General features: G+C 42.9%; 13 protein-coding genes and 2 pseudogenes. 10 read left to right on the top strand and 5 right to left on the bottom strand.

Features of this window, described 5'->3' with window-relative positions:
- Positions 1-99: 99 nt before the first annotated feature.
- A pseudogene (locus AB4371_RS15910) lies at positions 100-210 on the bottom strand (LysR family transcriptional regulator); the annotation flags it as partial.
- Between the two features lie 81 nt (positions 211-291).
- Between AB4371_RS15910 and AB4371_RS15915 the strand changes: the two are divergent.
- Both AB4371_RS15915 and AB4371_RS15920 read left to right on the top strand, forming a co-directional pair.
- Complete coding sequence (locus tag AB4371_RS15915) at positions 292-531, top strand: hypothetical protein (RefSeq protein WP_017069969.1); 240 nt, start codon at positions 292-294, stop codon at positions 529-531.
- Between the two features lie 213 nt (positions 532-744).
- The gene (locus AB4371_RS15920; RefSeq protein ID WP_102394497.1) at positions 745-1,062 is read left to right on the top strand and encodes a Dabb family protein; all 318 of its coding nucleotides are present in this window, start codon (positions 745-747) and stop codon (positions 1,060-1,062) included.
- 146 nt (positions 1,063-1,208) lie between these two features.
- Here AB4371_RS15920 and AB4371_RS15925 read toward each other — a convergent pair.
- Together AB4371_RS15925 and AB4371_RS15930 are read right to left on the bottom strand one after the other, a co-directional pair.
- Positions 1,209-1,319 (bottom strand): annotated as a pseudogene (locus AB4371_RS15925) (DUF3103 family protein); the annotation flags it as partial.
- Between the two features lie 122 nt (positions 1,320-1,441).
- Positions 1,442-4,459: an EAL domain-containing protein gene (locus tag AB4371_RS15930; RefSeq protein WP_017069971.1), complete on the bottom strand. Its 3,018-nt coding sequence runs from the start codon at positions 4,457-4,459 to the stop codon at positions 1,442-1,444.
- Positions 4,460-4,943: 484 nt separating this feature from the next.
- On the opposite strand from AB4371_RS15930, the gene AB4371_RS15935 reads away from it, so the two are divergent.
- The 8 genes from AB4371_RS15935 (at position 4,944) to AB4371_RS15970 (ending at position 11,268) form a co-directional block, all read left to right on the top strand.
- Positions 4,944-6,362 carry a DASS family sodium-coupled anion symporter gene (locus AB4371_RS15935; protein ID WP_052878520.1) on the top strand — a complete coding sequence of 473 codons (1,419 nt, stop codon included), beginning with the start codon at positions 4,944-4,946 and terminating at the stop codon, positions 6,360-6,362.
- A gap of 6 nt (positions 6,363-6,368) precedes the next feature.
- Positions 6,369-7,724 (top strand): ATP-binding protein, encoded by a 1,356-nt coding sequence (locus AB4371_RS15940; RefSeq protein WP_102398282.1) that lies wholly within the window; start codon positions 6,369-6,371, stop codon positions 7,722-7,724.
- A complete protein-coding gene (locus AB4371_RS15945) occupies positions 7,711-8,184 on the top strand; it encodes a response regulator (protein ID WP_017070648.1) in 474 nt (157 codons plus the stop codon). The genes AB4371_RS15940 and AB4371_RS15945 overlap by 14 nt, the downstream gene beginning before the upstream one ends.
- Positions 8,185-8,651: 467 nt before the next feature.
- On the top strand, positions 8,652-9,152 hold the full coding sequence (locus AB4371_RS15950) for an opioid growth factor receptor-related protein (protein ID WP_102398283.1): 501 nt from the start codon (positions 8,652-8,654) through the stop codon (positions 9,150-9,152).
- A 200-nt stretch (positions 9,153-9,352) separates the two neighbouring features.
- The gene (locus tag AB4371_RS15955; RefSeq protein WP_372150317.1) at positions 9,353-9,793 is read left to right on the top strand and encodes a hypothetical protein; all 441 of its coding nucleotides are present in this window, start codon (positions 9,353-9,355) and stop codon (positions 9,791-9,793) included.
- A gap of 61 nt (positions 9,794-9,854) precedes the next feature.
- Positions 9,855-10,355, top strand: a complete 501-nt coding sequence (locus tag AB4371_RS15960; RefSeq protein ID WP_372150318.1) for a hypothetical protein — start codon at positions 9,855-9,857, stop codon at positions 10,353-10,355.
- A 69-nt stretch (positions 10,356-10,424) separates the two neighbouring features.
- Entirely contained in the window at positions 10,425-10,874 is a 450-nt protein-coding gene (locus tag AB4371_RS15965) for a GNAT family N-acetyltransferase (protein ID WP_372150319.1), read from the top strand.
- Entirely contained in the window at positions 10,867-11,268 is a 402-nt protein-coding gene (locus tag AB4371_RS15970; RefSeq protein WP_017062409.1) for a hypothetical protein, read from the top strand. The genes AB4371_RS15965 and AB4371_RS15970 overlap by 8 nt, the downstream gene beginning before the upstream one ends.
- A gap of 211 nt (positions 11,269-11,479) precedes the next feature.
- On the opposite strand, the gene AB4371_RS15975 is transcribed toward AB4371_RS15970, so the two are convergent.
- Positions 11,480-12,508, bottom strand: a complete 1,029-nt coding sequence (locus AB4371_RS15975) for a methionine synthase (protein ID WP_017062410.1) — start codon at positions 12,506-12,508, stop codon at positions 11,480-11,482.
- A gap of 45 nt (positions 12,509-12,553) precedes the next feature.
- Positions 12,554-13,531 carry a DUF1852 domain-containing protein gene (locus AB4371_RS15980; protein WP_372150320.1) on the bottom strand — a complete coding sequence of 326 codons (978 nt, stop codon included), beginning with the start codon at positions 13,529-13,531 and terminating at the stop codon, positions 12,554-12,556.
- Between the last annotated feature and the right edge of the window lie 221 nt (positions 13,532-13,752).

A 13,752-nucleotide genomic window follows, 5' to 3' on the forward strand; every position in this document is an offset into this window, starting at 1 on the left:
TTGTGATCAAGAGACAGCCCTCGGGAGCCTTTTCTTTTTTTGGATGGTAGGGGAGTTAGGCAGTTAAGCCTTTAAGTAGTTAACCCGTTAAAAGCTGAACTACGCTTGTTTGTTTTTCAGGGTAGATTTCAACATTTGGAATAACCACTGATTCAAAGGTGCGTCTTTTTGCGAGCGGCGGCAGCCCATCACATAGCTCACATCTATGGTTCATGTTCGATTGTTAAAGTTACCCCAACAAAAACACAGATACCAAACGAACAAAGAATTAGAAATACAATGAGGTGATGTATGAACAAGTTAATCGCACTTGGATTGATGGCTTTATCTATGAACACGGCTTTCGCGGCTGACGGTACTTATGCGAGTACTCTCGATATGATGAGAAGCGAAGGCAATCAAGTAAAGGCTGAGCGTGTTGAATCTGATCCAGTGCTTGAAGGAAGAAATGACGCCGCTAATGGCGGAATAAAATTCCAAAAGAACGTTGATCAAGACCAAACGATCCAGCTTACAGGTCGTCGTGATTAACGTTAAAGATGTGCTTACCATTGTCATGAGAAATGCTGGGCCCTCGGGTGCAGCATTTTTCGTTATTGGGTTGTGGAGTATTTTATAAACTCTAGCGATCTAGCCTTGGCATGTTGTGTAACGTGTGGCATTTTGTTGTTCTCTAATTTAGATCGCTATTAGGTGTTGGTTAAGCATTACAAACCAGTAAGCGAACGCTCGAAAGGACTAGGAATGACTCAAAAAGAAACGGGAATGATTCGTCATATTCTACTGATTAAGTTTAAAGAAAACGCTGAGGCTTCAGAGGTTCAAAAACTAAAGATGTTGTTTGAAGCGATGCCAAACAAGGTTGAAGGGGTCACTTCAATAGAATGGGGATTAAATGACAGCCCTGAAAACAAGAATCAAGGTTATACCCACTCGGTGTTAATGACGTTCGCCGATGAAGAAGGCCGTCAGAATTACCTTCCGCACCCTGAGCATGATGCGCTGAAAGATGTGTTTCGTCCGCTTTTAGAAGACATCATTGTGTTTGATTACTCCCTGTAATTAGGTTGTGAGTAGGTCTCTTGTGTTTTACTTACCTTCGATAATGAAGAGTTAAGGCCTAGCGATTAAGCCCTAACTCAATAAGAAACGACTTACTCTGTTGGCGAAATAGTGACTGGTGCAAACGATGCGACAGCATTCCCGCCTGCGCCCCAGCGGTAGCGAGGCCAGAAGATAACTGTCTGATTGGGGTAGTACGTCTGTTTGTCGTAGTCCAGATAAGGCATCTCAACGAGGTCTATCTGTGGTTCTAAACGACCTTTATGTCATCTACTGTTTACGCTCATTTTTATTCCGTTAACCTGCCAATAGGCAGTAAAGTTAACGCAAAGCGTGAATAAGAATGGCATTACTTTTAAATAATGCCGTTGTGCCACGGTTAAGCTCTAGTCAATTTGATAGCCACTTCTGATTCCAGTTCACTTAATGGTCGAGGTTTACTGAAGTAATAACCTTGCAGCAGATCTATCCCCAGTCCGTTTAGGCGTTGGTTATGATCAGCAGTTTCCACCCCTTCAGCTACAACACGATAGCCCAAGCTTTTACCCATCATGATCATAGTGTTGACGAAGTCTAAGTTGGTCTGCCCTTGAGTTATGTCAGAGATAAATGAACGGTCGATCTTTACTTCACTTAGTGGAAGTTGCTTTAGTAGAGATAGAGAAGAGAATCCCGTTCCAAAATCGTCAAGAGAGATAGAAATGCCTACATCGTGTAGTTCTTTAAGTGAGTTTATGCATAACTCGTAATCGACAATTGCTGCTGATTCGGTTATCTCAATACAGAATAACGTCAAAGGAAGCTGGTATTGGCGAATAGTTCGAATGATTTCTTGAGCGAAGTGAGGCTGTATCAGCTGTTTTGCACTGATATTAATGGAAATATGGCTCATGGTTTGTAGCCATTCAGATCCTTCAACATCCTTACAAACTCGATGAATGATACATTCACCAAGCTTGCTGATTAGGCCAGCTGATTCAGCAACCTCGATAAACTGGTCAGGAGGGACATCCCCCAATGTTGGAGATTCCCATCTTGCTAGTGCTTCAACAGCAGTAATCTTTTCATCTTGCCCACAATATTGAGGTTGGTAGTGCACCTTTATTTCTTGTTGAGCGATGGCACGACTGAGTTGGTGCTCTATTTCGATTATGTTTTCCGTCTCTTTTGCCATTGACCTTTGAAAGTTGAGATAGCTTTGTCCTCCCAGCTTTTTAGCTTGATACATGGCAATGTCGGCCTGCTTAATTAATTCTTCGGCACTTACGCCATCATAAGGATACATAGCGATGCCTAGGCTTCCTTGGCTGATAATCTCAATATCATCAACGATCAATGGGTTTTGAACGGCATTTAAAATCTGCGTGGCGAGTGCGTTGATGTCTGCTTCGGAACTGACATTACACAAAAACAAGAATTCGTCACCTCCCAAACGTGCGACAAGGTGTTCACTTGATAGCACGTTCTGAATATGTTTGGTCACGTGGCAAAGAAGTGCATCACCGACGTGATGACCAAAAGAGTCGTTGATAATCTTAAAACGGTTAAGATCCATCAACATGACCGCGCGTTTTTGGTTAGGTCGATTCACAATGTGTTGCGCGATGCTTTCCATTATTTTCCGGCGATTAGCGATGCCAGTAAGCGCATCATAATACGCCATGTGTTGAATCTTTTCCGCATCTTCTCGCTCTTGAGTTACATCCGTCATTGAGCCAATGAAGCGCACAGCCTGCCCTTCTGCATTATGAACCGCTGAGCCATTGGCATGAACCCAGATATATCCGCGATGTTGCGTCTTCATCCTGAATTCACATTTGAACGGTACTTCTTCGTTTAAGTGGTTATGAATGGCGGACTCGAGAAGTTCTAAGTCTTCTGAGTGTATATATTGGAACAGATGGTCACATCCTAACTTACGATCAGAAAAGGTATCTTGACAGCCAATCATTTTGGTTAACCGACTGTTCCAGACAAGAGTATTGGTTAGTAAGTCCCAATCCCAGATACCATCGTTTGAGCTGTTAGATACTACTTTGAGCTGTTGCAACAACTGTTGGGAGTTCTTCTGACGATTGTTACTTGTATTGATAAGCTCGTCGCGCTCGATGAACAGTGCGAGCATATCTAAATAATTGTTGAATACCGATTGTGTACCGATATCTTGGTGATCTTGCAATGAATCAACAACAGCGACGAGCTTCCAGTGATCTTCTTGCCCTGAGTTGATAGGAAGAATGGAAGCAACGAAATGATCATAGCGTTCGAAAAATGGGAAATTGCGAATATCGTCTTGAATATCTGTTTGTTGCGGTAGGGTAGTTGGCTGAGTCATGCCTTTTTCTACCCATTTCCTAATAGTGTATTGCTCCGAATTACACTCAGCGAGACAGGCCCAGTCAAGATTGTTTCCGTAAAGGCTTTGAGCATCTCTAATTGAGTCAAAACCTCCTTGTGCTTGTGAATAGAAATTTTCGAATATCTCAGCGGGAGAACGCCCTTGCACATTTAAGAGGATTTGGCGAGTTGAGTTGATATCTTCTTTATGTTCGAGATCTGGGTTTGTGTTACCGCAAGACTGATGAACGATGAGCTTTTGCGGGACACTATTATTGGCATTATTAAAAGGCTTCCCAGAAATACGTTCCAACACGCGGTGAAATACTTGCGTCGCTAGAAGCTCAAGCTGTTGGTCTACTGTTGTTAACTTGGGATTGAATTGTTGACCGACGAAAATATTATCAATGCCTACGATGGCGACATCGTCAGGTACCGAGATATTGCTGTGAGACAGTTGCTCCATCATACCTACAGCATTGTGGTCAGTTGCGCAGATAACCGCAGTGCATTTGGATTTACGCTGAATAAATTCTATTGCGGCTTCTCGTCCCCCAGATAGAGAACAATTCGACACGCGGAAGAAATGGCGTTGGTTGAATGAGCCTTTATGATCAATCACCGTGCGTTGATACGCTTTGAAGCGAGACCTGATATCATTAACAGTGAGATCGCCACAAAAGCCGATTTCTTCGTGTCCTTGACTTTGTAACCATTCATAGAGCTTAGTGACACCATCGCTTTGCACACTATAATACTGCTCAACGGGCAGCGGCGCATAGCTTGCTCCAATAGAAATGACTGGAATGTTTGCGTTTATAGCTTCTTCGATCAACTTTACTGTCGCTGCATGGAGAACGACCACAAGGGCATCGAGATGATTAAAATATATAGGAAGTTTAAAATCTCTTCGCTCACCCGAGCGGATGAAGATCAGATTGACTTTATGGTTTTTCGCAAGCCTTCTAAGGGTTGCATTTAGCTCGCCCATGTAGAAGCCACTGAGCATAGGCAGCACAATGCCAACGGTAGGACGTTTTTTAGATGTAACAATAGTCATGTTATTAGCCGGTCGAAAGTTGTGTTGTGTAGAACTGTTTTCGGGGGAGAATAGGTATCTTTTTATTATTTCTTCCATGCTCTACTAAGCGAGCTTGAAAATAAACTTACGGCAAAAGGAAATGCAAAACCACGCACAATCCGAGTAAGTCTAACTCATATATTTGAGAGGTTACTCAGAAGCGGTCCTCAATTTATGGACATGACTTAAGTGACAGACCTGTTCTGACAATACCTAGAGTAACTGGAACGGAGTATGACTAGAAACGCAGAAACCACACTCCTGAATTTAATTTCAACAATAAATGACATACAAACGTTGAGGTAGCGCACAGAAACGAAACTGGGGGTATCGCGATCACGTAATCATTGATCTAGCCGAGAGTGAGATAGCGATAAGAGCTCGATAATTCGTTGTCGGATCTAAATTAGAACTGTAAATCTAATTTCTAAGTAGTTGTTATCTCAGGAAGAGTTTTTGTGCTATGCGCCCCTATATTAAATACATTATCCCAATTTTAATTCCTTTCATTATCCTCGTCATGCCGCTATCAGCGTTTCCATTTGAAGGCCTTACGATTATTCAACAACGCGTTATCGCGATCTTTTTATTAGCGGCATTGTGCTGGGTGTTCGAGCCTATCCCGATTTACGCGACGTCTGTTGTTATTATCGTTCTGCAATTATTGATGTTGTCGGATAAAGGGCTGATCTTTTTAAGGTTTGATCATGGGGAAGAACATTTTGGTGAGCTGTTAAAATACAGCGACATCATGGCGACGTTCGCTAGCCCAATCATCATGCTGTTTTTAGGTGGTTTCTTCTTAGCGATGGCCGCCACTAAGTATCGATTAGACGTAAACTTAGCCCGTGTATTATTGAAGCCATTTGGACAAGATCCAAAGTTTGTGATGCTCGGCTTAATGTTGATCACTGGTATCTTTTCGATGTTTATGTCTAACACGGCAACAACGGCAATGATGTTATCTATTTTAACGCCGGTACTGGCTGTGTTTGGTCCGAAAGACCCCGGTCGTGTAGCGTTTGCGCTTTGTATCCCTGTTGCCGCTAACATCGGTGGCATTGGTACCCCGATCGGTACCCCCCCGAACGCTATCGCACTTAAATATTTAGTTGGCGATAACCTGATTACGTTCGGCGAATGGATGGCATTTGGTGTGCCGTTTGTCGTTATTATGATGGCGTTAGCGTGGTTTTTAATCGGCTTTATGTACAAAGCTGACCAAAAGAAAATCGAACTAAGTATTAAAGGTAAATTCCTTAAAACGCCTAAAGCCATTGCGGTGTACGTCACTTTTGCGCTGACCATCATTCTTTGGTTAATGGGTTCAAGCCATGGCATGAACTCTTATACCGTCGCTCTGATTCCTGTCGCTGTGTTCTCACTCACAGGGATCATCAATAAAGAAGACCTGAAAAAGATTTCTTGGGACGTACTGTGGCTTGTATCAGGTGGTATCGCGCTTGGTTTAGCGCTCGATAAAACTGGCTTAGCAAGGCTCGTGGTACACAGTATTCCGTTTGATGCTTACTCACCCTATGTGGTGTTGTTCGGAGCGGCGTTCTTGTGTTTGCTAATGGCAAACTTTATGTCTCATACCGCAACGGCCAACTTGTTAATGCCAATTATGGCTGCATTAGGTTCGTCTATGGCTTCACTCACGCCACTAGGCGGTGAGATAACGTTAATTCTGGTTGTGACCTTTGCCGCTTCATTAGGTATGTCGCTGCCAATCAGTACACCACCGAATGCGTTGGCTCATGCCACTGGTCATGTGCAAAGTAATCAAATGGCCAGAATCGGTATTATTTTGGGTGTGGTTGGTGTGCTATTGAGCTTTGTTATGGTGTGGCTGCTACATTCAATTGGTCACATAGGGTAACGATACGTGTATCAACAAAAGTTAGAAGCACTTATCGAGCGCTATTTTAACCAAACAGAACGTCGGGTGACGTGCTGTGCCGGTAACACCATTATTGAACAATCAGCGTTAAACACTCGTTTATATTATGTGTTTAGTGGAGAGCTGGAAGGGTTTTATACCGATGCGAATACACCGCAAGTGCGAGTATTTAGCGCGGGTAGTGGAGCTTTTATAGGCGTTCATAGCTTCTTTTCAGGTAATTGGACAGCATCTTCAACGGTTGTTGCTAAAACCGATGTTGAGTTAGCGTGGATCGATAAAGACACGCCTGCAGAAGATGAACGTAAATTTGGTCCTCTTACCGCACAGTTCACACCTGTGATTGTCAATGAGTTGTCGCGTCGTCAACGCCGCGCAACACAAGAAGCGATAGCGAAACAAAAAGCGCTAGAGAAGTTACATACTGCTGAGCAAATGACGACCTTGGGTCAATTAGCTGCAGGGATTGCTCATGAACTTAACAACGCTATTGGTGTAGTAAATAGTAAATCGGGTCGACTTGAAACGGTCATCATGGACCTGCTTGAAGAAGTGCATCCAGAAGCCAGTCAATTTTTCGATTTTGGGTTAATGCATGGTCAGAAAACGTCGTCGTTAGAAGCACGAACACGTGGGCGACAATTTGAAAGAAAATATGGTTTAGACAAAAACATTGCTCGCTCTCTTGCAAAGGCGATTCCAATTGACGCGTTATCTGCAACAGACGTTATTTCAAAACATTGGCTGAAAAACCCAGAAGAAGCGATTCGTTTTTGGCAGATGGGCTGTGATTTACATGATTTACGTTTGGCATCTAGACACACCGTTGGCATCGTAAAATCGGTTAAACAACTTGGCAGAGTTGATATTGACACCGAAGAAGCGGTTGATATTAATGACTCCATTAACCATGCATTATCGTTGTTACAAAGTGAGTTGCGTAGAGTGTCTGTGCGATTGAGCCCTGCGGATTTACCGTCTTTTAAAGGCTCGAAAACAGAGCTCGTTCAGATTTGGGTCAACATTGTAAAGAATGCTTGTGATGCAATGTCGAATTCAGACGATGCCACAATAGAAATTCAAACCAGATTAAGTAAGAAAAGAATATTAGTTACGATCACGAATAACGGTCCTGAGATAGATGAGGCGACTCGTAGAAAGATATTTCAGCCCAACTTCACCACTAAAAAAGGTGGTCTATCGTTTGGATTGGGCTTGGGTTTATCAGTAGTTAAGCGGATTGTGGCAGGTTATGGCGGAAGTATCATTGTGAAAAGTGATGCTTCTAAAACTGTATTTAGAATCAAGTTACCAATAGAGGGTGAACATGGAGAAGCTTAATTTAATCTGTGTCGATGACCAGAGAGAAGTACTGAGCGCAGTGATACAAGATTTAGAGCCGCTGGCGAGTTGGTTGAATATTGAAGATTGTGAATCAGCGCAAGAAGTGCTTGATCTCATTGATGAACTTGACGCAGAAGGCGAACACATTACCGTCATCGTGTCTGATCATGTGATGCCAGGGAAAACGGGTGTGGAGTTACTCACTGAAGTGTTCCATGACAGCCGCTTTCCGAATACAAAGAAAATTCTTCTTACGGGGCAGGCCACTCATACTGATACCATCAATGCGATTAATGCAGCAGGTATCGACCGTTACTTTGAAAAGCCTTGGCAAGCAAGCACATTGGTTGAGTGCATTCGTACCCTTGTCACTGAGTACATATTTGATCAGGGGCTTGATTACACGGACTATCAGAATGAGCTTGACCAGCAGGTTGTGTTGAGACGCTTACGCTAGTCTTTTATGTTAGCGACTTACGCTAGTCGCTTATGTCAGTCGCTTGAAATCATATGCACCGAAGGACGCTTTCTGAAGGGTTTTTTCTTTGAAAGATGTAATCTTTCGGTGCCTATATTACCTATCTCTTTTAGTCGTTCAGGTTTTGGTACTCAGTTATTAACACACTGGTTGCTGGCTTAAGTCTAAAACTCATACGCTACGCCAGACCAAGACCAACGGATGCATTGTGTCTTCTTTAAGAACGATTCCCTGAACATGCAGCAGAGCTAAAATGAGTCGCAGAATATCAGTGTCGTTTGTTAGAAAAGTAAGTCGAAAGTATTCAAATGTGATTCCTAACGCGTGGTATCTGGAGTTCTAAGTCAGATCGGTACTTACAACGTAAAGGACTAGGCTTTTCACGGCTGACTGCGTAATAATGCATTCGCCCACAAGTGGGGGCTTATAGTCAGTAGGATTTGAAAATGAGTGAGATTGCTCGCTTTATATCTGGTGAGGCGCCGGATAAGTTTGGTCGTAATATTGAACAATTGTTAGCTTATAATCACTTTTGGTTGGAGCATGACCACAAGTACATTCAAGTGTTTTTCCCAATAGACGAAGGGACTAAGTTTAATCAACATGCGCCGTTAGTTACTCAAGAAGATAGGGCGCTTTTTGCTAATTCAGAAGAGCTCCGCACAGCTCATCTACAAGTGCTTGACCTGATGCTTGAGTTTTGGGGCATGCAGCGCAACGGGAGTGAAATATCTTCATTGTTACCGCTTAGCCCCGCAAATCATGTATGGCTTAAAAACCATGATCATAACCAACTAAGGTTAACGCGAGCTATTCGTAGTTTGTACTTGCTCGGTAATGAAGAGATCGCAACTAGCTTGTGTGAGTTTCTAGTATCAGCGGCGAGCGAGACAGGCTCGGTGTCGGAGAAAACCGTTCAGTATTGGCGCAATGCCTTGGAAGGTTAGGTTTTTTCTGTGCAGAGCTTTCGGCACTGCCCATAATTGATTCTCAATGCGCGGCATTTTCGTACGATGCCGCTTTCTCTATATTCAACATTTGAATGCAATTTGTGTAATATATCAAAATTAATTAAATTGATAGTAAGTTATTACTTTTCATTATGTTAGGGTTCTTTTCTTAAGGTCTGCTGATTAGGAGGAGGATAATGAAAAAGGGATTTGTGATAGCGATATCAATCGGCGTTTTTGTCTTCTTTCTTGTTGGTCGTGAGCTCCAGTGGTTCGGACCCAACAATTCCGAGTCGTTTCCTAAACTTCCTGATAGTCCCCAATTTGTTCCTTCTACCGATTTCGACGGTGAGTGGCTAGGCCGCCGTATTAACACCACTGGCAATAATATGTGTGAACGCACAACCATCACCGGAACTATTCGTGAGGGTAAGGCTACTCTAAGGCTTACCTACAACGGAACACCGTTAGAGGGTTGGGTTACGGAAAACGGCGACTTACGTTTATATGCTAAACATCGCCAATGGGATTATCGTTTTTCTGCACATGGCAGTGGCAATAGATTTGACGGCCGTTGGCACTTAACCAATGGGCCGTGCCAAGGAAGTTGGTTTCTAGAAAAGGTCGATGGCAAGTAGGGTTGTTACTACAAGACGCCGTTTAAAATTAACCAGCACAAGGTTCTTTTAGGAGAGATAAGTGATCAGATTAATCGCCGTGTTCATTGTGGCTTTCGGGCTAGGTGCATATGCGAGCTTACATGTTTTGACAGACTATGTTGTGAGCATTGAAGACATTCATAAAGCTGCGGTGAGGCAAGGTTTTGAAACCTATAAATATGCAAATACAAAAGACCTTGCCCCATTAATTAAAACATCGAACTTGTTAGCTCGTTATAGTGCTTGTGAATTAGAGGGAGATGAAGGCGATGCGATTGCATTAGCCCTGTCTATTAACGCTATTTCCTTTGGGATGTTATCGAAGCAAGCGTCTGACCTCGATCAAGACACCTTTAGGACTGGTTTGATGATGTACGGAAAACTCAAAGACAACGAAAAAGCGTCTGGTCAGTTAACTGAAATACTTACTGCGTACTGTAAAGATAGTCTTCGCTATCTATACGACTGTGAAAAACTTTCTAATTTGTTAGGCGAAGAATGGGATACACAATGGAAGGAAGTGAAACCAGTATGTACCTAAAAATGATTCAACATATACGGCATTTTGCTATGCCGTATTCAGATGTGATTTGAAAACAAAGGACACAATATGGAAGTAAGGTTGGTCAAAGGTTCAGAGCCTAAGTTCGCTGAATCGATCACCAAAACGAATATGGCGAGTTACTATCAAGCTCGTGGAATCGCTTGGGGTCATAGCCAGTTTTTACGCAGCTGGGATGAGCTGGATAACTATGAAATTTATGTGGGGGATCGCCGTATTGGTGTTGTTCGCTTCAGTTACGCTAGTGGTACAACGTTTCTTAGGGACTTGCAGATATTAGCTGACTGTCAAGGTCAAGGTTTTGGCTCTAAGTGTCTCGATTTGGCTATTGAACATGCGAACAATCAAGCATCGGCTCAGTTAGTGTTGCGCGTGTTCAGTGAGAACCCCGCCATTAAGATTTATCAATCAAAAGGTTTTACTCAGTTGTCTGAAGTGAAAGGGCTCGTTGAAATGGAGCTGCCTTTAGGGTCATCATTGAGAGAGTGTCATGGATAACCGTATCCAACTAAATTTTGTTAAATACTTATTTTCAGAGTTGCTGTTTATTGTTATTGCACTAGGTCTTGTCTATTGGATATCAGACGGTGATCGTTCATCGCTGCTAACCATAGGGCTGATAATTTGTGTTCCTCCATTAATAAAAATTCTAATGTTGTGGTGGAAGCTTCGCGATAGCTCGTTTGAAATCACGAACGGTCATGTACGTTTAAATGGCGTTGCTTGTGATGTGACTTTACAGCGTAGCTTTCTTCCGTTTGAAATTGGCTCATTCATCAAGCTTTCATACACGAAAGGTGCAATGCAGAAACACAATATTTACCTTTCTAAAGGCGCAATGAGCAAAGAAGAATGGAGCCGTATGTTAGCGTGTCGAACTAGGTCGCCATAAAGAAGCGACATCGCTGTTACTTGAGCTTTTAGTTTCCACGACGAATAGCGATGCGATTAAAGAGTACCAACGAGCGATCTCTTTATATGCTCAAGACCTAGATAAAACCTGGTAAGCAGCGCGTAAAGCTCATTAACTCACATAACAAAAAGCCTAAGCATCAATATGATACTTAGGCTTAAAGGCATAGTTTTTGTTCTTTAGGAAAGCGTTACGCTGAAAGCTCTTTACGAACGATCTCTGCGCCAGCACTTAGCGCATTAAGCTTCGCTGAGGCTATCTCGCGAGGTAGGGGAGCCATGCCGCAGTTGGTGCAAGGGTAGAGCTTGTCGGCATCAACGTACTTAAGTGTTTCACGTAGAGTGCTAGCCACTTCTTCCGGTGTTTCAATCGAATCGGTTGCAACATCAATCGCACCGACCATTACTTTCTTGCCTCGTACGAGCTCAAGCAGCTCAAGAGGTACATGAGAGTTGTGACACTCTAAAGAGATAATGTCGATATTCGATTGCTGCAGCTTAGGGAAGACTTCTTCGTATTGGCGCCACTCGGTGCCTAATGTCTTTTTCCAATCCGTATTCGCTTTAATGCCGTAGCCATAACAAATATGGACTGCTGTTTCGCACTTAAGCCCTTCAATGGCTCTTTCCAAACAAGCGATGCCCCAATTGTTCACTTCATCAAAAAACACGTTAAACGCAGGTTCATCGAACTGAATAATATCCACGCCTGCCGCTTCAAGTTCTTTGGCTTCTTCGTTGAGGATCTTTGCAAATTCCCACGCCAGTTTTTCACGGCTTTGGTAATGCGCATCGTAAAGTGTATCAATCATGGTCATAGGCCCCGGCAGAGCCCATTTGATCGGTTGGTCGGTTTGCTGACGTAAGAACTTCGCATCTTCAACAAACACAGATTTCTGACGAGAAACTGGGCCTACAACCGTCGGTACACTCGCATCGTAACGGTCGCGGATTTTAACGGTTTCACGCTTTTCAAAATCAACGCCATTCAGGTGTTCAATGAAGGTCGTTACAAAGTGTTGACGTGTTTGTTCGCCGTCACTCACAATATCAATGCCTGCTTGCTGTTGCTCGTGCAGAGAGACACGCAGCGCATCTTGTTTGCCGTCTGTGAGTTCATCGCCTTGAAGTTTCCATGGCGACCAAAGCGTCTCTGGTTGTGCAAGCCAAGACGGTTTCGGCAAGCTGCCCGCTGTTGAAGTCGGTAATAGTGTTTTCATAATAATATTGCCTATCCTTGGGTGGTTTGAGAGCGCAATAGACGATTAAAGTGCGTAATTTGCCCACCAGTTCTCTAGAACTGATTGGTATGGCTTAATGAACTTCTCTTCTGCGAATTTACCTTGTTCAACAGCTAGCTGGCTTCGTTCTTCACGGTCGTACACGATTTGAGTCAGCGAGTGATCCAAGTTTTTCAAGTTTGGTTGGTAACAGTTACCCGCAACCGCGTTCGCGTTGTAAATCTCAGGTCGGTAGATTTTCTGGAACGTACCCATGGTACTGATGGTGCTGATAAGCTCTAGGTTAGAGTAATCGTTCAGCAGATCACCAAAGAAATAGAAGGCCAAAGGTGCAACACTGTTAGGCGGCATGAAATAACGAACCTGTAAGCCCATCTTTTTGAAATATTGTTCAGTTAAAGAAGACTCATTTGGTTGGTATTCAAAACCTAATACTGGGTGTTGGTTTTCAGTGCGGTAATAGGTTTTATTATCTGACACGCTTAAGCAAATAACAGGTCGTTTATTAAAGTTCTTTTTGTAAGCGTCAGAGTTAACGAAATATTTAAAAAGCTTACCGTGTAAGTCACCAAAATCTTCTGGAATGCTGAATTTATCTTGGCCTTTATTATGATCCAATAGACGTACGCTAAAGTCATAATCTCGAACATAAGAAGAGAAGTTATTTCCGATAATGCCTTCAATACGCTCGTTAGTTTTACGGCCTACAATATTGGTTTTCAGCACTTCAATTGAAGGGAATGCTTCGCCGTTGCTTTCAATATCCATATCAACAGAAATGATTTCAAGCTCAACAGAGTAGCGGTCGCCCTTAGGGTTATCCCAGTGCGCTAACGCGTTGAAACTGTTATCGATCATTTGTAGTGCATTGCGTAAGTTCGCTTGACGGCTGTCACCGCGAGCCAGGTTAGCAAAGTTGGTAGTGATACGCGTGCTGTCTGCAGGCTGGTAGTTTTCGTCGAGGCTAATGCTCTTAATCGTAAAATTAAATTCTTTATTCATGCTGATTTGGTATCCCAATTTTTTTCTGATTCTCTCGGTCTTTAGTATTAAAACGGCTTTTATTTTTTGCTTGTGACCGGATTAAGAATCGAAGGCTATGCTGTCTGAAATTAATGCTTAGTAGAATTAATGTCGTATAAAGTTAATCGCTTAAGGTTTTTATACGTTGATAGGTTGACCATTAACAATGGTATTACTTCACAGGGCAAGATCATGAAAAA

It is taken from the genome of Vibrio sp. 10N.261.51.A3, assembly GCF_041471965.1.
Classification (GTDB): domain Bacteria; phylum Pseudomonadota; class Gammaproteobacteria; order Enterobacterales; family Vibrionaceae; genus Vibrio; species Vibrio crassostreae_C.